Source organism: Curtobacterium sp. NPDC086286, assembly GCF_044746255.1.
GTDB lineage: Bacteria > Actinomycetota > Actinomycetes > Actinomycetales > Microbacteriaceae > Curtobacterium.
The window spans coordinates 129,891-149,068 of record NZ_JBIVBW010000008.1 but is presented as its reverse complement, the minus strand read 5'-3'; the positions used below and the strand labels follow the sequence as shown (position 1 = coordinate 149,068).

At 71.4% G+C, this 19,178-nt stretch carries 20 protein-coding genes and 1 tRNA gene; 7 read left to right on the top strand and 14 right to left on the bottom strand.

Annotated elements, in window-relative coordinates; genetic code table 11:
* Positions 1–232 precede the first annotated feature (232 nt).
* The 6 genes from groL to ACIPKM_RS15370 form a co-directional block, all read right to left on the bottom strand.
* On the bottom strand, positions 233–1,852 hold the full coding sequence (groL, locus tag ACIPKM_RS15395) for a chaperonin GroEL (protein ID WP_070417818.1): 1,620 nt from the start codon (positions 1,850–1,852) through the stop codon (positions 233–235).
* A 259-nt stretch (positions 1,853–2,111) separates the two neighbouring features.
* The gene (locus tag ACIPKM_RS15390) at positions 2,112–2,315 is read right to left on the bottom strand and encodes a cold-shock protein (protein WP_022903461.1); all 204 of its coding nucleotides are present in this window, start codon (positions 2,313–2,315) and stop codon (positions 2,112–2,114) included.
* Positions 2,316–2,518: 203 nt separating this feature from the next.
* Positions 2,519–3,100: a LytR C-terminal domain-containing protein gene (locus ACIPKM_RS15385; RefSeq protein ID WP_071294893.1), complete on the bottom strand. Its 582-nt coding sequence runs from the start codon at positions 3,098–3,100 to the stop codon at positions 2,519–2,521.
* Entirely contained in the window at positions 3,097–3,393 is a 297-nt protein-coding gene (locus tag ACIPKM_RS15380; RefSeq protein ID WP_229085283.1) for a DUF3263 domain-containing protein, read from the bottom strand. The genes ACIPKM_RS15385 and ACIPKM_RS15380 overlap by 4 nt, the downstream gene beginning before the upstream one ends.
* Before the next feature lie 96 nt (positions 3,394–3,489).
* Entirely contained in the window at positions 3,490–4,491 is a 1,002-nt protein-coding gene (locus ACIPKM_RS15375; RefSeq protein ID WP_071294892.1) for a DUF2332 family protein, read from the bottom strand.
* Entirely contained in the window at positions 4,491–4,964 is a 474-nt protein-coding gene (locus ACIPKM_RS15370; protein ID WP_071294891.1) for a GNAT family N-acetyltransferase, read from the bottom strand. Before ACIPKM_RS15370 ends, ACIPKM_RS15375 begins: the two co-directional genes overlap by 1 nt.
* A gap of 57 nt (positions 4,965–5,021) precedes the next feature.
* Between ACIPKM_RS15370 and msrB the strand changes: the two genes are divergently transcribed.
* Positions 5,022–5,426 carry a peptide-methionine (R)-S-oxide reductase MsrB gene (msrB, locus tag ACIPKM_RS15365; protein WP_070417813.1) on the top strand — a complete coding sequence of 135 codons (405 nt, stop codon included), beginning with the start codon at positions 5,022–5,024 and terminating at the stop codon, positions 5,424–5,426.
* 36 nt (positions 5,427–5,462) lie between these two features.
* Positions 5,463–5,538 (top strand) — tRNA-Thr (locus tag ACIPKM_RS15360).
* Positions 5,539–5,721: 183 nt separating this feature from the next.
* Here the strand turns inward: ACIPKM_RS15360 and ACIPKM_RS15355 are convergent.
* On the bottom strand, positions 5,722–6,753 hold the full coding sequence (locus ACIPKM_RS15355) for an aldo/keto reductase (RefSeq protein WP_070417812.1): 1,032 nt from the start codon (positions 6,751–6,753) through the stop codon (positions 5,722–5,724).
* Between the two features lie 53 nt (positions 6,754–6,806).
* Entirely contained in the window at positions 6,807–7,607 is an 801-nt protein-coding gene (locus tag ACIPKM_RS15350; RefSeq protein WP_071294890.1) for an alpha/beta fold hydrolase, read from the bottom strand.
* A 34-nt stretch (positions 7,608–7,641) separates the two neighbouring features.
* Here ACIPKM_RS15350 and ACIPKM_RS15345 point away from each other — a divergent pair, with 34 nt between their 5' ends.
* Positions 7,642–8,403 (top strand): NAD(P)H-hydrate epimerase, encoded by a 762-nt coding sequence (locus ACIPKM_RS15345; RefSeq protein ID WP_139201866.1) that lies wholly within the window; start codon positions 7,642–7,644, stop codon positions 8,401–8,403.
* A gap of 21 nt (positions 8,404–8,424) precedes the next feature.
* Here ACIPKM_RS15345 and ACIPKM_RS15340 read toward each other — a convergent pair whose 3' ends face one another.
* Positions 8,425–9,366, bottom strand: coding sequence for a 2-deoxy-5-keto-D-gluconate 6-phosphate aldolase domain-containing protein (locus ACIPKM_RS15340; protein ID WP_071294888.1), 942 nt, complete (start codon positions 9,364–9,366; stop codon positions 8,425–8,427).
* 64 nt (positions 9,367–9,430) lie between these two features.
* On the opposite strand from ACIPKM_RS15340, the gene ACIPKM_RS15335 reads away from it, so the two are divergent.
* On the top strand, positions 9,431–10,324 hold the full coding sequence (locus ACIPKM_RS15335; RefSeq protein WP_071294887.1) for a neutral zinc metallopeptidase: 894 nt from the start codon (positions 9,431–9,433) through the stop codon (positions 10,322–10,324).
* A 19-nt stretch (positions 10,325–10,343) separates the two neighbouring features.
* Here ACIPKM_RS15335 and ACIPKM_RS15330 read toward each other — a convergent pair whose 3' ends face one another.
* Positions 10,344–11,282, bottom strand: coding sequence for a thioredoxin domain-containing protein (locus ACIPKM_RS15330; protein WP_071294886.1), 939 nt, complete (start codon positions 11,280–11,282; stop codon positions 10,344–10,346).
* A gap of 243 nt (positions 11,283–11,525) precedes the next feature.
* Between ACIPKM_RS15330 and ACIPKM_RS15325 the strand changes: the two genes are divergently transcribed.
* Both ACIPKM_RS15325 and ACIPKM_RS15320 read left to right on the top strand, forming a co-directional pair.
* Entirely contained in the window at positions 11,526–12,626 is a 1,101-nt protein-coding gene (locus ACIPKM_RS15325; RefSeq protein WP_070417806.1) for an ABC transporter ATP-binding protein, read from the top strand.
* 82 nt (positions 12,627–12,708) lie between these two features.
* Positions 12,709–14,016 carry a DUF4032 domain-containing protein gene (locus tag ACIPKM_RS15320; protein ID WP_092385133.1) on the top strand — a complete coding sequence of 436 codons (1,308 nt, stop codon included), beginning with the start codon at positions 12,709–12,711 and terminating at the stop codon, positions 14,014–14,016.
* A gap of 109 nt (positions 14,017–14,125) precedes the next feature.
* Here ACIPKM_RS15320 and rlmB read toward each other — a convergent pair whose 3' ends face one another.
* From rlmB to ACIPKM_RS15300, 4 genes are read right to left on the bottom strand one after another with little or no spacing between them, the layout of a single operon-like run.
* Positions 14,126–15,136 (bottom strand): 23S rRNA (guanosine(2251)-2'-O)-methyltransferase RlmB, encoded by a 1,011-nt coding sequence (rlmB, locus tag ACIPKM_RS15315; protein ID WP_070417805.1) that lies wholly within the window; start codon positions 15,134–15,136, stop codon positions 14,126–14,128.
* A gap of 28 nt (positions 15,137–15,164) precedes the next feature.
* Positions 15,165–16,574, bottom strand: coding sequence for a cysteine--tRNA ligase (gene cysS / locus ACIPKM_RS15310; RefSeq protein WP_071295881.1), 1,410 nt, complete (start codon positions 16,572–16,574; stop codon positions 15,165–15,167).
* Positions 16,575–16,591: 17 nt separating this feature from the next.
* Positions 16,592–17,767 carry a 2-C-methyl-D-erythritol 4-phosphate cytidylyltransferase gene (gene ispD / locus ACIPKM_RS15305; RefSeq protein ID WP_083403400.1) on the bottom strand — a complete coding sequence of 392 codons (1,176 nt, stop codon included), beginning with the start codon at positions 17,765–17,767 and terminating at the stop codon, positions 16,592–16,594.
* 49 nt (positions 17,768–17,816) lie between these two features.
* Complete coding sequence (locus ACIPKM_RS15300; protein WP_017888066.1) at positions 17,817–18,299, bottom strand: CarD family transcriptional regulator; 483 nt, start codon at positions 18,297–18,299, stop codon at positions 17,817–17,819.
* Positions 18,300–18,457: 158 nt separating this feature from the next.
* Between ACIPKM_RS15300 and ACIPKM_RS15295 the strand changes: the two genes are divergently transcribed.
* Entirely contained in the window at positions 18,458–19,063 is a 606-nt protein-coding gene (locus ACIPKM_RS15295) for a hypothetical protein (protein WP_071295879.1), read from the top strand.
* Positions 19,064–19,178 lie beyond the last annotated feature (115 nt).

The window sequence follows — 19,178 nt, the reverse complement described above, 5'->3', positions numbered from 1 at the left end:
GCGCGCCCCCCCCCCCCGCCGGCGGGGGGGGGGGGGGGGGGGGGGCCCCCCCCCCCGGGGGGGGGGGGGGGGGGGGGGCCCCCCCCCCCCCCCCCCGCCGGCGGGGGGGGGGGGGGGCGCCCCCCCCCCGGGCCCCCCCCCGCCGCCGCCCGCCCGCCGGCCTCCCCCCCCCCCCCCCGCACGCGGAAGGGCCCCGCACGCGCAGCGTGCGAGGCCCTTCCGTCAGGACTGCTTAGAAGTCCATGCCACCCGTCGGGTCGCCGGCCGGAGCAGCAGGGGTGCGCTCGGGCTTGTCGGCGACGACGGCCTCGGTCGTGAGGAACAGACCGGCGATCGACGCAGCGTTCTGCAGCGCCGAGCGCGTGACCTTGGCCGGGTCGATGATGCCCGCGGCGACGAGGTCGACGTACTCACCGGTCGCGGCGTTGAGGCCGTGACCCGACTCGAGCTCGCGGACCTTGGCGGCGACGACACCCGGCTCGAGACCGGCGTTCAGCGCGATCTGCTTGAGCGGCGCGTCGATCGCGACGCGGACGATGTTCGCACCGGTCGCCTCGTCGCCCTCGAGCTCGAGGGTGTCGAGCACGACGGACGCCTGGATGAGGGCGACGCCACCACCGGCGACGATGCCCTCTTCGACAGCGGCCTTCGCGTTGCGGACGGCGTCCTCGATGCGGTGCTTGCGCTCCTTGAGCTCGACCTCGGTCGCGGCACCGGCCTTGATGACGGCCACGCCACCGGCGAGCTTCGCGAGGCGCTCCTGGAGCTTCTCGCGGTCGTAGTCGGAGTCGGTCGCCTCGATCTCGGAGCGGATCTGACGGACGCGGCCCGCGATCTGCTCCTCGTCGCCGGCACCCTCGACGATGGTCGTCTCGTCCTTGGTGATGATGACCTTGCGGGCCTTGCCGAGCAGGTCGAGCGTCGCGTTCTCGAGCTTGAGGCCGACCTCTTCCGAGATGACCTGGCCGCCGGTGAGGATCGCGATGTCCTGCAGCATGGCCTTGCGACGGTCGCCGAAGCCCGGGGCCTTGACGGCGACGGACTTGAAGATGCCGCGGATCTTGTTCACGACGAGCGTGGCCAGGGCCTCGCCGTCGACGTCCTCGGCGATGATCAGGAGCTGCTTGCCCGCCTGGATCACCTTGTCGACGACCGGCAGGAGGTCCTTGATGTTCGAGATCTTCGAGTTGACGATCAGGATGTAGGCGTCCTCGAAGACGGCTTCCTGACGCTCGGGGTCGGTCACGAAGTACTGCGACAGGTAGCCCTTGTCGAAGCGCATGCCCTCGGTGAGCTCGAGCTCGGTGCCGAAGGTGTTCGACTCCTCGACGGTGACGACACCTTCCTTGCCGACCTTGTCGATGGCCTCGGCGATGAGCGCGCCGATGGTCGGGTCAGCGGCCGAGATCGACGCGGTCGCGGCGATCTGGTCCTTGGTCTCGATGTCCTTCGCGTTGGCGAGGAGCTGGTCGGAGACGGCGGCGACGGCCTTCTCGATGCCGCGCTTGAGCGACACGGGGTCGGCACCGGCGGCGACGTTGCGGAGGCCTTCGCGGACGAGGGCCTGGGCGAGGACGGTCGCGGTGGTCGTGCCGTCACCGGCGACGTCGTCGGTCTTCTTGGCGACCTCCTTGACGAGCTCCGCACCGATCTTCTCGTACGGGTCGTCGAGCTCGATCTCCTTGGCGATGGAGACACCGTCGTTCGTGATCGTGGGGGCGCCCCACTTCTTCTCGAGGACGACGTTGCGGCCGCGCGGGCCGAGCGTCACCTTCACGGCGTCAGCCAGGATGTTCAGGCCGCGCTCGAGGCCACGGCGGGCCTCCTCGTCGAAAGCAATGATCTTAGCCATGTGAGTTTCTCGTCCCTCCCGGACGTCGTCATGGGGGTCGTGCTGGCACTCAGCGTGAGCGAGTGCCAACGCCGATTCTGGCACTCGCAGGGGTCGAGTGCAACACCGCCAGGAGGCGCGGCTCGAGTTCCCAGGACACGCACCGACACGAGCGACGAACGCACCGACACGAGGGACGGAAGCGACGAACGCCGGTCGCCGCACACGGACGAACGCGCCGCCCCGGACGGGACGGCGCGTTCGCGAGGTGGTTGCCGGGTCAGGCGGGACGGACCGATTCGGCCTGCGGCCCCTTCGACCCGGTGCCGACGTCGAACGTCACTGCCTGGCCCTCCTCGAGGACCTTGTACCCCGACATGTCGATTGCCGAGTAGTGCACGAACACGTCCTGGCCCCCTCCATCGACGGTGATGAAGCCGAAGCCCTTCTCGGCGTTGAACCACTTCACGGTTCCGTTGGCCATGATCTCTTGCTCCCTGCGGTGGTGCTGGTGCGGACGGCGTAGTCGCCGTCTTGGGGAGACTCTTACCGAACAATGCCGACAGGGCAAGAGGTGTGACGTTGTTTCACGTCGATTCCGACAAGAATCAACGTGCTCGAAACACGGCCGTCACAAATGCGCGCACCACGAACCGGAGAACGCGACCAGGAATGCGCCGGGAACGATCAGCCGGCGTAGTCCGCGCCGAGCACGACGCTGATGTCGGCGTTCGGGAACGCCGCCGACTGCTGCACCGCGGTCGTGCCGAGCGACTTCGCGATGCCCTGCGCGACGGCGGCCTGTGCGGCCTGCTGGTAGTACACGATCGTCGAGGTCGCCCCGGTCGTGCCGGCGTCCCCCGTCGACGTCACCTTCCACCCGGCCGAGGTCAGCGCCGCGCTGCCCTTCGCCGCGAGGCCGGTCGTCGACGTGCCGTTCAGGACGACGAGCGTCGTCGCACCCTGGTCGGCCGGGGTCCCCGTGGCCGGTGCCTGCGACGCCGACGAGGACGCGGACGACGACGGCGCCGCTGATGCGGACGCCGACGCCGAGGCCGAAGCCGACGGCGATGCCGAGCCGGTGAACGAGTAGCTGCCGTTCAGGAGCGCGAGCGCGACGACGCAGACCCCCACGATGACACCAGTGGCGAGCGCCGCCCACGCGAACGCGATCCACCCGCGCCCACGCCGCTGCGCACCGCGGTGCGCCCCGACCCGGGGGCCGTCGGCGACGTCGTCGAACCGGTCTCGGGGGTATCTCGTCGTCATCGTTCCTCTTCACGTCCTTCGGGAGCTGCACCGGGCGCGACGAAGCTGCGCGCTGCCCGGGCACTGGTGCGCGCGTACCGGAGCCGCTGCAGCCGGGAGACCAGCTGCGGGTCGTACGCGAGCGCCGCGGGCGAGTCGATCACACGGTTCAGCACCTGGTAGTACCGAGCGGGCGACATGTCGAACTCGACCCGGATCTCCGCTTCCTTCGTGCGGTCGTGCCGTGCCCGGTCGTGCTCGAACGCGAGCACGTGCTTGGCGAGCTCGTCGAGCTCGACGGGTGTGGCGGTCACTGCGGTTCCGATCACGGTGGGGGAACGGGTCTCGCACATCGTAGAGGTGGAGGTCATCCGCACCCTGGCACGCCGCTGGACTGTCGCGAAGACCGGTCACAGGTTCGGATCGGCCACCCACCGGACGCGGACCCCGAACGGGTCCGAGACAGCCAGGGCCACACCGTCGAGCGACGCGGTCGCGAACGCGTCCGGATCCGCCGGGTCGACGTCGTCCGGCAGGGTCGCGGCGACCCCGCTGAGGATCCCCGTGCGTTCCAGCGCGATCCAGTGCACGCCCAGCTCGCGCACCCGGTCGACGAACCGCTGGCGGTCCGCGCCGGGGACGTACACGAGGGTCCCGGTCGTCAGGACGACCGGCACGACGTCGTCCGGCAGGGCTTCCAGTGCGCGGTCGAGGTCGCCCGGCAGGGTGCCCCGGATGCGGACGGGAGGCGCGGCGAGCGTCGCACGCGCAGCCTCACGCATCAGGGCGGTGCGGTCCGTCGCCTCGGGCGGGACGGCCTCGACGAGCCGGTCGAACGCCCCGGGCCCGGCGAGGTCGATCGGGTTCGGGTCGAGGGCCACCCGCGCCCGGACGTCGATCGGGCACGCTGCCGGTGCCGGCACCGCGCCGCTGGCCTCCGCGACGAGGTGCAGGCCGGGCTCGACGGAGGCCGTGTGCATCCGGACGACCTCGGAACGCGCCCCGACGACGTAGTCGAGCGTCACCCGGTCCGGGATCGAGCAGAGCCCCGCCGCCGCCCCCGCGTCGACGAGGCCGAGCGGCCGCCCGACCCGAGCGGCGAGCGCCGCGAACAGCGGGACCACCGGGGCCAGGCGTCTGGGGTCGTTGGCCTGCACCGTGGCGGAGGCGAGGGCGGCGACCAGGGCGGGTCGCGCCTCCTGGACCAGCGCGCGCAGCGCACCGGGGTCCGCCGGATCGGCGCCCAGGCGACGGGCGACCGCGAAGAGGAGCTCCGGCTGCCGCTTCGACTCCGGGACCTCGTCGAGCACGGACACCGTGCCGTCGTCCAGCGACCGCGCCCACGCGGCGTAGGACGGCGAGACCCCCGCGATGCGCTCCGCGTAGGCGGCGTACCGCTCCCGCGTGTCCATCAGCGACCGGGACGGTGCATACCGACGTGACGGATGCCGGCCTCGTCGTAGGGCGCTCCGAAGCGGACGAAGCCGTGGCGCTCGTAGAGTCCGGCGACGTACTCCTGGGCGTGCAGGACGAACGGCTCGTGCCCGTGCGCACCCAGCACCGCGGCCACGAGGCGACCGGCGATCCCGCTCCCGCGGTGTCCCGGGTCGGTGGCGACCCGGCCGATCACCCAGGCGGGTGCTGCCGAACCGTCTGGGTGGACCTCGTCCGGTGCCGGTCGGATGAGCCGCAGGTACCCAACCGCTCGGTCGTCGGTGCCGAACCACCAGTGCTCGGTGTCCGCTTCACGGTCACGGCCGTCGAAGTCCTCGGCCGTGACGCGTTGTTCCAGTGCGAACACGCGGTTCCGGAGCACCACGATGCCGTACAGTTCGTCCGTCGTCAGACGGTCCCAACGGGCGTGGTGCACGGAATGTTCGGACATCGTCGCGAGTTTACCGAAGTGGTCGTCCAGCAACGGCGACAGGAGCAGGAGGAAACAATGGCATACAACGTCGACAAGTCCGACGCCCAGTGGCGCGAGGAGCTCTCCCCGGACCAGTACGCCGTCCTCCGGCAGGCCGGTACGGAGCGCCCGTGGACGGGTGACCTCCTCGACGAGGAGCGCGCCGGTGTCTACACCTGTGCGGCGTGCGGCGCGGAGCTGTTCAAGAGCGGCACGAAGTTCGACTCCGGCTGCGGTTGGCCGTCGTTCTACGAGTCGGTCGACCCCGACGCGGTGCAGCTGCTCGAGGACAACTCCCTCGGCATGGCACGCACCGAGGTCCGCTGCGCGAACTGCGGCTCGCACCTCGGCCACGTGTTCCCCGACGGGTTCGGCACCCCGACGGGTGACCGCTACTGCATGAACTCGATCTCGCTGAACTTCTCCGAGAAGAGCGAGTGAGGCCCCGGCGCGTCCGCCGCTAGGATGGGCGCGTCAGCCGGCATGGCGCAATTGGTAGCGCACCGTACTTGTAATACGGGGGTTGCGGGTTCGAGTCCCGCTGCCGGCCCCACGTGCGAAGGCCCCGGGTGGAAGCACCCGGGGCCTTCGGCGCGTGGAACACGGATCAGGGGGCGTTCCGAGCGCTCGACGCGGTAACCAGCCGGTCGTGCAGTGATGGTGACACCGCACCGAACACGGTGTCCACATCCCTGGTCAAGCTCGCGGAAAGCCGCACCCGTCGGACAGCGAACGCTCAGCGGCCCCCGGTGATCTTCCGCTCGCGCTGCGCGACACCCGCGGTGCCGTAGGGGTAGTCGTCGATGCGCGGCGCGCTGACCTCGGTGAGCCGTGCGAGCTCGGCGTCGTCGAGGACGAGGTCGGCGGCACCGAGGTTGTCCTCGAGCTGCGAGACCGTTCGGGCACCGAGGATGACGCTCGTCACGGCCGGTCGGGCGAGCAGCCACGCCAGGGAGACCTGCGACCGCGAGGCACCGTGCGCGTCGGCGATGTCCGACACCGCGTCGAGGACGGCCCATGTCCGCTCGTCGCCGTTCCGCGCCTCCCACGCCTCCATCCCGCGCGCCGGGTTCTCGCCGAGCCGGGTCGCGCCGCTGGGGGCCTCGTCGCGCTGGTACTTGCCGGAGAGCCAGCCGCCGGCGAGGGGCGACCAGGGCAGCAGGCCGATGCCGGCGTCGAGGCAGGCGGGGACGATCTCGTGCTCGATGTCGCGGACGAGCAGGTTGTACTGCGGCTGCAGCGTCACGGGCGGCGCCCACCCGTGGCCCTTCGCCTCGTACACGGCCTTCGTGATCTGGTACCCGAGGTAGTTCGAGAACCCGTAGGAGCCGATCTTGCCCGCGGACACGGCGTCGTCGAGGAAGCGCAGTGTCTCCTCGATCGGGGTGAGGGCGTCCCACGCGTGCATCTGGTACAGGTCGATGTGCTCGACGCCGAGCCGCTCGAGCGAGGCGTCGAGGGCGACCCGGAGGTGCCGACGGGACAGCCCGAGGTCGTTCGGCCCGTCGCCCTGCGGGAAGCGCCCCTTGGTGGCGAGGACGACCTGCTGCGCCTCGGTCGGGTGCGCGGCGAGCCAGCGGCCGATGATGCGCTCGGACTCGTTGCCGGAGTAGACGTCCGCCGTGTCGATGAGCGTGCCGCCGGCGGCGACGAACGTGTCGATGATGGTGTGCGAGGTGGGTTCGTCGGCTTCGCTGCCGAAGGTCATGGTGCCGAGGGTCAGCGTCGACACCGATGTCCCGCTGTTGCCGAGGAGTCTGTAGTCCATGGCCGGGACGGTACGCGCGACCACCGGGGACAACGAGGACCTGGCAGTACCCGTCAGCGCTGGTCGGACACGGCGGTCTCGGTCAGGAACGTGATCGCGGCCTGGCGGAAGTCGCGCGACGTCGGTGCGTTGAAGTGGTTCCGGCCCGGGATCTCGAAGAACGAGGCGTCCGGGGCCGCCGCCGCGAGCCGCACGGCGCTGTCCTTGATGCCGTCCTCGCTGCCCGCGGCCATCAGTACGGGCTGCGCGGGCGCGTTCGACGGCGTCGGCTCGATGCTGCCCCGCATCCCCTCGACCATCGCCACGAGCGCGCCGAGGTCGTTCCCCTCGACGCCGGCGGCCATCGTCAGGTAGCCGTTCGTCACGCGGTCCTCGATCGGCGTGCCGTCCGCCAAGTACGCCTTCGCCTGGTCGACCCGCACGCGCCGCATCGGGTCGGCGTCGGGGATGCCGCCGAACACCGCACGGGTGATCCGGTCGGGGAGCTGCTCGGCGGTGTGCCAGCCGACGCGGGCGCCGAGCGAGTACCCGAGGTACGCGACGTCGTCGAGCAGGTAGGTGTCGATCACGCTGACGACGTCCGCGACGAGGAGCTCCATCGAGTACGCGGACGGGTCGTGCGGCTTCGACGAGGCACCGTGCCCGCGCTGGTCGAGCGCGACGACGCGGTACCCGGCGCGGACGAGGTCGCGCGTCCACCCGGAGGCGTGCCAGTTCAGCAGCGCGCCGGAGGCGAACCCGTGCACGGCGACGACCGCCGGCGCCTCGGGGTCGCCGAAGTCGTAGGTGGCGATCTTCAGCCCGTCCGGGGACATCACGACGCGGGGACGGGGTGCTTCGGGGACGAGTGACATGTCCCCTCCAGGCTACCGGGGCACTGTGGTCACCATGGACGGCTACGGCGGCGACCAGATCCGGGCGGCGGAGCGGCCGCACCTCGACGCGGGCGAACCGCTCATGCAGCGTGCGGCGGACGGGCTGGCGCGGATCGTCGGCGGACTGCTCGACGACCCGGCCGTGCGTCCGGCTGACGGACCGGGATCGGTCCTGCTGCTGGTGGGCAGCGGCGACAACGGTGGTGACGCGCTGTTCGCGGGGGCACGCCTGGCGGCGGACGGGAGGCGCGTGACGGTGCTGCGCGTCGGCTCACGCGTCCACGGGGCGGGCCTGGCAGCGGCGCTGGACGCCGGGGCGCGCCTCCTGGACCGCCCGTCCGACACCGGGTCGGTCCGTCCGGCCGCGGACCTCCTCGCAGCGGCCTCCCGGGATGACGCCGCGCGACTGGCCGCCGTCGCGACCGACGCGGCGCTCGAGGCGGACCTGGTGCTCGACGGGATCCTCGGCATCGGCGTGCACGGCGCGTCCGCGCTCCGCTCTCCGGCGCGCGAGGTCGTCGCGGCGATCCGTCAGCTCGCACGCGACCAGCGCGCACCGTTCGTCGTGGCGGTCGACGTGCCGAGCGGCATCGACGTCGACACCGGCGCGATCGCGGACGACCACGTGCTGCAGGCGGACGTCACGGTGACGTTCGGCGGGGTGAAGGCCGGGCTGCTCCGCGGACCGGGCGCGAGCCTCGCCGGGCGGATCGAGCTCGTCGACGTCGGGATCGGTGCGGACCTGGCGGGCGTGGAGCCGCTGGTCCGCACCTGAGACCCGGGCTCGGACCCGGGGTCAGACCGCGCCGGCGTCCACGCCGTGCTCGATGCCCGGGCGGGCCTCGAGCCAGGTGTCGACGAAGTGGCGGTAGTTCGCCGCGATGAGCCCCTCGGCGGCCTCGGTGTCGAGGTGTTCGCGGACGACGTCCTCGAGCGGTTCCTCCCAGTTGCTGCGACCGATGGCGAACCCGACGAACCCGTCCACCCCGGCGGCGGTGCGCAGCCAGTGGTCGAGCTGCTCCTCGGGGGCGTCCCGGCCGAGGACGATGCACTGCACCGCGTCCCGGCCACCGCGACGCACAGCCCGGACGACCCGTTCCGCGTCCGCGCGCTCGTCGAGGCCCTCGAGCTTCCACACATCCGCCTCGACCCCGTGGTCCTGCAGGTACTCGATGACCTGCACGACGAGGTCCGGTCGGAGGTCGCGGTCGTAGTCCTCGACCGATGCCCGCTGCTCGTCGGTCGCCGGCACGAGCAGTTCGACCAGGAACGGCCGACCGGCACCGTGCAGCACGCCCGCGACCTCGGCGAGCTCCGATGCCTGCCGCTCGCGGCGCTCCGCGTCGAAGTCGGGGTTGTCGCGCACGAGCACCTTCACCCAGTCCGGGTCGAAGGCGTCCACGTGCGCCATCCAGTCCTCGCCGTACTCGAGCTCGAACCACTCCCGGCCCGACCGCTCGATCGGCATCGCGAGCTGGAGCCCGGCCTCCTTGACGAGCCGGGCGACGTCGGAGCCGTAGCGCTCGTCGACGAGGACGCCGGTCCGCTCGCGGGACGCACCGGCCGCGAGCGCCGTGAGGACGCCGCGGTAGACGAGCTGCTTGCCGGCGCGCACGCGCTCGGCCTCGGCCTCGTCGAGGGGCTCCCCGCCGGACTCGTCGTAGGTGTGCTCGAGGAGCGAGGACCGCTGGTCCATCGCGAAGAGGAACAGGGGGTGGGATTCGTCGAGGACGGGCATGCCGTCCGGTCTACTCCTCCCACCGATGCGGGCACCGAGCACCGCCCACCCGTACATTCGGGGCATGACGTTCAACGACGACTCGCAGCTCAAGGGCGGGAAGGTCACCCGGCGGGGGCGCGGCGCTGCGATCGGCGGCGGCGCGGTGGGCGTCGGCGCCATCGTCGTGTTCCTCATCGCACAGTTCACCGGCGTCGACCTCTCCGGCATCATCGACGGCGGCAACGGCACGACCGAGATCCAGCAGCGCGGTGAGACCGTCGACGCAGCAGCCGAGTGCCGAACGGGCCGTGACGCGAACCTCAAGATCGAGTGCCGGATGGAGGGCGCCGCTGAGTCGCTCGACGGGTACTGGACGTCCGAGTCACGGAAGCTCGGGATCGCCTACACGACCCCGGGGTTCATCCTGTTCGACGGCTCGACGAGCACCTCGTGCGGCCAGGCATCGGCGGCGACCGGCCCGTTCTACTGCCCGCCGGACCGGGCGATCTACCTCGACACCGCGTTCTACGACGACCTGCAGTCGAAGTACGGCTCCTCCGGCGGGCCGCTCGCGCAGATGTACGTCGTCGCGCACGAGTGGGGCCACCACATCCAGCAGCTCCAGGGTGCCTTCGCGAACACCGACCGCTCCGGGACCGGTGCGTCGTCCGGCAGCGTCCGCGTCGAGCTGCAGGCGGACTGCTACGCGGGCGCCTGGGTCGGCGACGCCGCGACCACGAAGGACGCGAACGGCGAGACCTTCTTCGAGCCGATCACGCGTGCCGAGATCGAGGACGCACTGTCCGCCGCGAGCGCCGTCGGCGACGACAGCATCCAGGAGCGCTCGAGCGGTCGGGTCGACCCGGACTCGTTCACCCACGGGTCGAGCGAGCAGCGCCAGAACTGGTTCCTGCGGGGCTACCAGCGCGGCGCGACGGCGTGCGACACGTTCAGCGTGCCGGGTTCGTCCCTGTAGTCCGGGTCAGCAGCCCGGGTCAGTTCGACGGCGAGGCGCTCGGCGTCGCGGACCAGGTCGGGGTGGCACTCGGCGTGGGCGTCGGCGTCGGGGTGGCGTCGCTCGCACCGGCAGCCGTCACCACGAAGGTCCGGAAGTCGTCGTTCGTGATCGGCGAGGTGAGCTCGTAGCGCTGCCCGTTCACGAGCACGAGGGGCGTTCCGGGGAACTCCTTGAGCGTCGACCCGGGGATGTCGCCGCCGGTCACCGCGGTGGTCCGCTCGTCGATCCACTTGCTGTAGGTCTGGTCCTCGATGCACTTCGTGATCGTCGACCGCTTCTGCAGCCCGTCCACGCCCGTGACGACCTTGGTCAGCTGCGCATCGGTCAACCCGGCGGTGCCCTCTTCCGGCTGCTTCGCGAACAGCGCCTGGTTGACGGCGAAGAACTGGTCCGGCGAGCTGTCCGCGACGCAGGCGGCGGCGTTCGCGGCACGGAGCGAGTACTTCGTGCCCTGCGACCGGTTCGAGAGGATCGCGATCGGGTGGATGTCCACCGTCGCCGCACCGGAGTCGACGAGGTTCTGGATGTACTCGCCGTTCGCGTCCTCGAACTGGCCGCAGATCGGGCAGAGGTAGTCGACGTACATCGTGATGCGCACCGAACCGGCGGCGTCCGTCGAGGTCGGCGCGGGCGACTGCGAGGACGCCGTGACCGCCTTGAGGTCCTGCCCGATCGTGATGCCGCCCTGCGAGGTGTTCGCCGGGCCGGGGCCCGCGGGCTGCACGGAGTCGACGAGGACGAGTGTCACGACGGTCGCTGCGGCGAGCAAGACGACGCCGATGCCGATCTGCAGGCCGAGTCGGAGTCCGCGCTGGCGGCGCTTCTGCTGGGTGCGGGCACGCTGGGCGCGCTGTCGTGCGGCTTCGCGTCGTTCGTTCCGCGCGGCGCGGGCGTCACCCTCGGGGCGGTTGGTCATGCGTCGAGTGTCCTCACGTTGGTCGTCGTCCGTACGGCTTCCCCCGGCAGGCCGGACGGACCCGCCGATCGTACCGGGACCCGATGGGAACCACCCAACCCGGTGTGAGCACTGGCGCTCCCGAGGCAGATCGTGTTGTATGAACCTCGATGGTCGACGGCGACCATCCGGGGCCCCCACGGGCAACCGCTTCACTCGGATCGTCCGGCACGTACCTGCCGGTGAAGGAAGGACCGAACGCTCATGGCGTCCGTCACCTATGACAAGGCAACCCGTCTCTACCCCGGAGGCAACCGTCCCGCGGTCGACTCCCTCGACCTGGACGTCGCCGACGGCGAGTTCCTCGTCCTCGTCGGCCCCTCGGGCTGTGGCAAGTCCACGTCCCTGCGCATGCTGGCCGGCCTCGAAGAGGTCAACTCCGGTTCGATCCGCATCGGCGACCGCGACGTCACGGACGTCCCGCCGAAGGACCGCGACATCGCGATGGTGTTCCAGAACTACGCGCTGTACCCGCACATGACCGTCGCCGAGAACATGGGCTTCGCGCTCAAGATCGCCGGCGTCGGCAAGGACGAGCGCGCCACCCGCGTGCAGGAAGCCGCGAAGCTCCTCGACCTCGAGCAGTACCTCGGCCGCAAGCCGAAGGCGCTCTCCGGTGGTCAGCGTCAGCGCGTCGCGATGGGCCGCGCGATCGTCCGTCAGCCGCAGGTGTTCCTCATGGACGAGCCGCTGTCGAACCTCGACGCCAAGCTCCGCGTCCAGACCCGCACCCAGATCGCCTCGCTGCAGCGTCGTCTCGGCGTCACCACGGTCTACGTCACGCACGACCAGACCGAGGCGCTCACCATGGGTGACCGCATCGCGGTGCTCAAGGACGGCATCCTGCAGCAGGTCGGCTCGCCGCGCGACCTCTACGAGAAGCCGAACAACGTCTTCGTCGCGGGCTTCATCGGCTCGCCGGCGATGAACCTCCTCCCGGCCGACGTGGTCGAGGGCGGCATCAAGTTCGGTTCGCTCAACCACCCCATCGACCGCGACACGCTCTCCAACGCGCGTTCCGGGAACATCACGGTCGGCATCCGCCCCGAGGACGTCATCGTGGCGCAGTCGGGCGAGGGCCTGCCGGTCACGGTCGACGTGGTCGAGGAGCTCGGCGCCGACGGCTACCTGTACGGTCACGCCGACGTCAAGGGTTCGCGCGTCGACATCGTCGCCCGCGTCGACGGGCGTTCGCACCCGTCGATCGGTGACACGATCGTCGTCACGCCGAAGCAGGGCCACGTGCACGCCTTCGACACCGAGTCGGGCGAGCGGCTCGACGACAAGGCCGTCGTCAGCGCGTAACGCTGGAAGGTCCCCACAGGAGGCGCGGTGCCAGCTGGCCCCGCGCCTCCCGTCCGTCGCACACGTACCAGAGGAACCAACCGTGCCCGACTCGATGTCCATCACCGCCGCCACCGTCGACCCCGGACTCCTCGACCTGCCGTGGGACCTCCCACTGGCGGATTGGCCGGACGAGACGATCGTCGCGCTCCCGAAGGGCATCTCGCGGCACCTCGTGCGGTTCGTGCAGCTCGGCGGGTACGTCGTCGCCGTGAAGGAGACCGGCGAAGAGGTCGCCCGCTCGGAGTACGAGATGCTCCGCACCCTGCAGCGCATGGACGTGCCGTGCGTCGACCCCGTCGCCGTGATCACGAACCGGGTGAGCGCCGACGGCGAGGCCCTGCACCCCGTGCTCGTCACCCGGCACCTGCGCTTCTCGCTGCCGTACCGCGCCCTGTACTCGCAGACACTGCGGCCCGAGACGGCCACCCGCCTGGTCGACGCCCTCGCGCTCCTGCTCGTGCGGCTGCACGTCATCGGCTTCTACTGGGGCGACGTCTCGCTCTCGAACACGCTGTTCCGACGTGACGCCGGTGCCTTCGCGGCGTACCTGGTGGACGCCGAGACCGGCAAGCTCTACCCCGGCGGCCTGTCGAACGGTCAGCGGGAGAACGACCTCGAGGTCGCGCGCGTGAACATCGCCGGCGAGCTCCTCGACCTCGAGGCGGGCGGTCGACTCGACGAGAACGCCGACGCCGTGGACGTCTCGAACCGGATCGTCGCGCAGTACCGGACGCTCTGGAAGGAACTCACCGGCACCGAGCAGTTCGACGTCAAGGAACGCTGGCGCATCAACGACCGCGTCGAACGGCTCAACGCGCTCGGCTTCGACATCGAGGAGCTCTCGATCCACACGACCGAGGGCGGGTCGCAGGTGCGCATCCAGCCGAAGGTCGTCGACGCCGGACACCACCAGCGACGGCTCCTGCGCCTCACCGGGATCGACGCCGGCGAGAACCAGGCGCGGCGGCTCCTCAACGACCTCGACTCGTACCGGGCGCGCAACGGCCGCGACCTGCTCGACGAGGAGATGGTGGCGCACGAGTGGGTGTCGCGGGTGTTCGAGCCGGTGATCCGCTCGATCCCGCGGGACCTGCGCGGGCGGCTCGAGCCGGCCGAGGTGTTCCACGAGCTGCTCGAGCACCGCTGGTTCATGTCGCAGGAAGAAGAGCGTTCGGTGTCGCTCCCCGAGGCGACGACCGCCTACATCAACGACGTGCTCCGGCACCGTCGCGACGAGCGGCTGCTGATCAACCCGCCGACCTCGTCGATGACGCTGCCGATCCCGGTCGTCGACGACGCGGTGCCGGCGTCGCCCGACGACGTCGAGGACTGGCGCGCCGGGGTCTGACGGGCGCGGGCGCCCCGGCGCGCCCACGCGCCCGCGCGCCTCGCATGGTGAGCAGGAATGGTCGCCTCCCGAACCGGGAGGCGACCATTCCTGCTCACGAAGTGCGCGACTACTCGGCGCGACGGCGCCGGGCGACCTCCCACAGGGTGACGCTCGCGGCGATGCCCGCGTTGAGGGACTCCGTCGCGCTCGAGATCGGGATCGAGACGATCGCGTCGCAGGTCTCGGTGACGAGGCGCGAGAGGCCCTTGCCCTCGGAACCGACGACGATCACGATCGGACGGTCGGCGAGCTCGAGGCCGTCGAGCTCCACGTCGCCGTCACCGTCGAGGCCGAGGACGAACAGGCCCATCGACTTGAGCGACTTGAGGGTCTGCGTGAGGTTCGGGGCCATCGCGACGGGGGTCCGGGCGGCCGCACCGGCGGAGGTCTTCCACGCGGACGCGGTCACACCGACCGAACGCCGCTGCGGGACGACGACACCGTGGCCGCCGAAGGCCGCGGTGGAGCGGATGATCGCACCGAGGTTGCGCGGGTCGGTGATGCCGTCGAGGGCGACGAGCAGCGGGACCTCGTCCTTGGCGAACGCCCGCTCGACGACGTCCTCGGCCACGGCGTACTCGTACGCCGGGACCTTGAGCGCGACACCCTGGTGCACGCTGTCGTGCCCCGTGATGCGGTCGAGCTCCGGACGCATGATCTCCATGATCGGGACGCCGCGGTGGTTGGCGAGCGCGAGGATCTCCTTGACGCGGTCGTCGACCTCGATGCGGGAGGCGATGTACAGCGTCGTCGAGGGGGTCTTCGTGCGCAGGGCCTCGAGCACCGAGTTGCGGCCGGTGACCAGCTCGGAGTCGTCGGTCTTCCGCTGCGGCGGACGACCGGTGCGCTGCTGCGGTGAGCTCGACGCACCGTGGCGCCCGCGAGCGGCCTCGAAGCGCTCCTTCGCCGCCTTGCGCTTGCCGGCGGGGTGGTACGGACGGTCCTCGGCCTTCGGCGTGGGCTTGCGGCCCTCGAGCGCCTGCGCGCCCTGGCCGCCGGAGCCGACCTGCTTGTTGCCCTTGCGACCGGTCCGGACGGCGCCCGGCCGTCCCTTCTTGCTGCCCGAGACGTTCTTCATTGCTCTCTCCTGTCCGGCACTGCCGTTGTCAGGCGATGCTCCAGCGTGTACCTGCTGCGGTGTCCTCGATCGTGATGCCCGCGGATGCGAGGTCGTCGCGCACGCGGTCGGCCGTGGCGAAGTCGCGTGCGGCCCTGGCGTCGGCGCGTTCCTGCACGAGGCGTTCGACGAGTGCTGCGAGCGGTGCGGCCGATGCGTCGTGGCCACCACCCGACCAGTGGGCGGCTCGCGGATCGATGCCGAGCACTTCCACCATCGCAGCCACCTGATGGTACGCGGTTCCGAGCGCTTCCGCATCGTCCGCGTCGAGGGCGGCGTTCCCGGAGCGGACGGTCTCGTGCAGCACGGCGAGGGCCTGGGGCACCGAGAGGTCGTCGTCCATCGCCGCGGCGAAGGCCTCGGGCACCCCCGGGGCATCGGCCAGCCGGACGCCCTCGAGCCGCGGCGCGGCCCGGGTCAGGAAGCCCTCGATCCGGTCGAGCGCCGCCTCGGCCTCGGCCAGGGAGCCGTCGTGGTGGTCGATCGACGAGCGGTAGTGCGCGGCGCCGAGGAAGTACCGGACGACCACGGGACGCGCGGACCCGAGGAAGTCCGCGGCGAAGATCGAGTTGCCGAGCGACTTCGACATCTTCTGCCCGTCGACGGAGACCAGGCCGTTGTGCAGCCAGTAGGAGGCGAAGGCGTCTCCGGCCGCCGTGGACTGCGCGAGTTCGTTCTCGTGGTGCGGGAAGCGCAGGTCGAGCCCGCCGCCGTGGATGTCGAACGCCGGGCCGAGGTAACGCCGGGACATCGCCGAGCACTCGATGTGCCAGCCCGGGCGGCCGGGACCCCAGGGCGAGTCCCAGTTCGCCGTCGACGGCTCCCCGGGCTTGGCGCCCTTCCAGAGCGCGAAGTCGCGGGGGTCGCGCTTGCCGCGGGGGTCGGCGTCGGTGGCCTCGACCATGTCCTCGCGCCGCTGCCGGGTGAGCGCCCCGTAGGACGCCCAGCTGCCGGTGTCGAAGTAGACGTCGCCGGAGCCGTCCGCCGCCGCGTAGGCGTGCCCGCGGTCGATGAGCTTGGTGATGATGTCGTGCATCTGCGGCACGCTCGCGGTGGCCCGGGGCTCGTACGTCGGGGGCAGGATGCCGAGGGCGTTGTACGCGGCCGTGAACTCGAGCTCGACGCGGTACGCCCGGGCGAACCAGGCCTCGTCGGTGCCGTGCGCGAGGTCGAGCACCTTGTCGTCGATGTCCGTGACGTTCCGCACGAGCGTGACCCGGAGGCCGCGGTGGGTGAGCCAGCGGCGCCAGATGTCGTAGACGAGCGCGGAGCGGAGGTGCCCGATGTGCGGCGACGACTGCACGGTCGGACCGCACACGTACATGCTCACCTGTCCGTCGACCAGCGGGACGAGGTCGACGACGGCAGCGGCGCGGGAGTCGTAGAGGCGAACGGTCACGCGTCCAGCCTAGGACGTCAGACCGGTCGGACGACGGCTGTCGCGATCGCGGCGAGCCCCTCGCCGCGGCCGGTGAACCCGAGACCGTCCGTCGTCGTGCCGGAGACCGCGACCGGGGCCCCGACGACGGCGCCGAGGGCGTCCTGCATCTCGGTCCGACGTGCGCCGATGCGCGGGCGGTTCCCGATGACCTGCACGGTGACGGACACGGGCGCCAGACCGGCGGCGGCCAGCATCGCGACCGCACCCCGGACGAAGACGTCGCCCGCTGCCCCGGCGTAGGCGGGGTCCGACGTGCCGAACGTCCCGCCGATGTCGCCGAGCCCGCCCGCCGAGAGCAGGGCGTCGCAGACCGCGTGCGCGACCGCGTCGCCGTCGCTGTGGCCGGAGAGCCCCGCTTCACCGGGGAAGTCGAGCAGCCCGACCCGGCACGGGGACGCCGCGTCGAACGCGTGCACGTCCACCCCGAGGCCGACCCGGGTGTCCTCGGGGATGGCGGCGCGGGCACGCACGATCGACTCGGCACGACCGAGGTCCCACGGGGTGGTGATCTTGAAGGCGTCGGCGTCGCCGGGGACGAACCGCACGGTGCCGCCCGCCGCCTGGAACACCCCGGCGTCGTCGGTCTCGGCCTGCTGCGACACCGCGTACGCCTGCCGGAGCGCGGCGAGCGGGAACCCCTGCGGCGTCTGCACCCCGACGAGTGCCGCGCGGTCGACGGTCTCGACGACGGCGTCCCCGTCGACGCGCTTGATCGTGTCCGTGACGGGCAGTGCGGGGACGAACCCGGCACCCGCCCCGTCGTGCAGCGAACCGGCGACGGCGTCGAACACCCGCTCGAACTGGGCTGCCGGCGTCAGACAACGCGCCGCGTCGTGCACCAGCACCGCGGTGACGGAGTCCGGCAGCACGGCCAGGCCGGCCTCGACCGAGGCATGGCGATCCGCGCCTCCGGGGACGACGGCCGTGTAGGCGACCGCAGCCCCGGCGACGGACGCGACCACCTGTCGGCAGTCGTCGAGGAGCGCCGCCGGCGCGACCACCACGACGAGCGTCGGCGACGGCAGGGCGAACAGCGGCTCGAGCGCCCGCGCGAGCATCAGCGTGCCGGCCACGGGGACGAACGCCTTGGCCGTCCCGATGCCGAGCCGCGTGCCGGAACCGGCCGCAACGACGACGACCGCCCTGTCCACCCCGTGGGGGAACAGAACGGTCGAGGACGTGTTCAGTGGTCCGGTGCGCTCAGGAGGCGAGGACCTCGTCGAGGACGGTCGATGCCTTGTCCTCGTCGGTCTTCTCGGCCAGCGCCAGCTCGGAGATCAGGATCTGCCGCGCCTTGGCGAGCATCCGCTTCTCCCCCGCGGACAGGCCGCGGTCCTGGTCGCGGCGCCAGAGGTCGCGGACGACCTCGGACACCTTGATGACGTCACCGGAAGCGAGCTTCTCGAGGTTCGCCTTGTAGCGACGCGACCAGTTCGTGGGCTCTTCGGTGAAGGGGGCACGAAGGACCTCGAACACCTTGTCGAGGCCTTCCTTGCCGATCACGTCACGGACTCCGACCAGGTCGACGTTGTCCGCCGGGACCTCGATCGTGAGGTCACCCTGGGTGACCCGCAGCTTCAGGTAGACCTTTTCCTCACCCTTGATGACGCGCGTCTTGACTTCAGAGATGGTTGCCGCCCCGTGATGGGGGTAGACGACGGTCTCGCCGACCTCGAATTGCATGTATCAGGCTCCGTTCCGAGACACCCAGTTTACCACAAGCGTTGTTCGGGTAAGGGGCGCCTAACAACTGGCACCCCCGCTGATCGGTAGGATGGTGCCGGACCGTCCGGTCCACAATCGTGATCTTCCGGAGGAATCTCTTGCGAGCTCGGGTACTCGTGTCCGTCGCCGTTGCGGCAACCATCGCGCTCGGCGCCACCGGCTGCGAGTTCATGTCGCCCGCACAGACGACGGAGATCAAGCAGATCACCGACGGCGTGAACGTGTCGACCGGCAAGGTGGACATCCGCAACGCGCTCCTCATCGCGGACGACGCCGACGGGGCCCGGTTCGTGGGCACGATCGTGAACAACGCCGAGCGGGACGACATCACCCTCTCGATCGAGGTCGGTGGGGACACCCAGACCGTCACGGTCCCGGCGAACACGCACATCGACCTCGGCGGCGCCGCGGAGCCCTCCGAGCAGGCCACCGCCTCGACGGAAGAGGGCGACGGCACCACGCAGGGCACGGCCGCCGGCGACTCGCGCGAGGTCGTCTTCGACGACGCCGACACCAAGCCCGGCTCGCTGGTCAAGGTCTACTTCTCGTACTCGGGCGCCGAGGGCGTCTCGGCGAGCGTCCCGGTGCTGACCAGCCAGCAGGAGGAGTACGCGACGCTCGCGCCGACCTCCTCGCCGGAGCCCACCAGCGAGATCACCCTCCCGGTCGAGACGCCCGCGGCCACGCCGACGGACGACGCGACGCAGGACGCCGGCAACTAGCAGCAGACGCACGCACAGGAGGCGGGGGGGGGGGGGCGCCCGGGCCCCCCCCCCCCCCCCCCCGGCCGCCCCCCCCCCCCCCGCCCCCCCCCCCCCCGGGCCCCCCCCCCCCCCC

Bases quoted from the DNA above. Each gene is read 5' to 3' on its own strand.
- ACIPKM_RS15385 (WP_071294893.1), bottom strand. From the start codon at position 3,100: ATGACGACGAGATACCCCCGAGACCGGTTCGACGACGTCGCCGACGGC.
- ACIPKM_RS15325 (WP_070417806.1), top strand. From the start codon at position 11,526: ATGGCGTCCGTCACCTATGACAAGGCAACCCGTCTCTACCCCGGAGGC.
- ACIPKM_RS15300 (WP_017888066.1), bottom strand. From the start codon at position 18,299: ATGCAATTCGAGGTCGGCGAGACCGTCGTCTACCCCCATCACGGGGCG.
- ACIPKM_RS15350 (WP_071294890.1), bottom strand. From the start codon at position 7,607: ATGTCACTCGTCCCCGAAGCACCCCGTCCCCGCGTCGTGATGTCCCCG.
- rlmB (WP_070417805.1), bottom strand. From the start codon at position 15,136: ATGAAGAACGTCTCGGGCAGCAAGAAGGGACGGCCGGGCGCCGTCCGG.
- ACIPKM_RS15340 (WP_071294888.1), bottom strand. From the start codon at position 9,366: ATGCCCGTCCTCGACGAATCCCACCCCCTGTTCCTCTTCGCGATGGAC.
- ACIPKM_RS15375 (WP_071294892.1), bottom strand. From the start codon at position 4,491: ATGGACACGCGGGAGCGGTACGCCGCCTACGCGGAGCGCATCGCGGGG.
- ACIPKM_RS15355 (WP_070417812.1), bottom strand. From the start codon at position 6,753: ATGGACTACAGACTCCTCGGCAACAGCGGGACATCGGTGTCGACGCTG.
- ACIPKM_RS15330 (WP_071294886.1), bottom strand. From the start codon at position 11,282: ATGACCAACCGCCCCGAGGGTGACGCCCGCGCCGCGCGGAACGAACGA.
- ACIPKM_RS15370 (WP_071294891.1), bottom strand. From the start codon at position 4,964: ATGTCCGAACATTCCGTGCACCACGCCCGTTGGGACCGTCTGACGACG.
- ACIPKM_RS15345 (WP_139201866.1), top strand. From the start codon at position 7,642: ATGGACGGCTACGGCGGCGACCAGATCCGGGCGGCGGAGCGGCCGCAC.
- groL (WP_070417818.1), bottom strand. From the start codon at position 1,852: ATGGCTAAGATCATTGCTTTCGACGAGGAGGCCCGCCGTGGCCTCGAG.
- msrB (WP_070417813.1), top strand. From the start codon at position 5,022: ATGGCATACAACGTCGACAAGTCCGACGCCCAGTGGCGCGAGGAGCTC.
- ACIPKM_RS15335 (WP_071294887.1), top strand. From the start codon at position 9,431: ATGACGTTCAACGACGACTCGCAGCTCAAGGGCGGGAAGGTCACCCGG.
- ACIPKM_RS15390 (WP_022903461.1), bottom strand. From the start codon at position 2,315: ATGGCCAACGGAACCGTGAAGTGGTTCAACGCCGAGAAGGGCTTCGGC.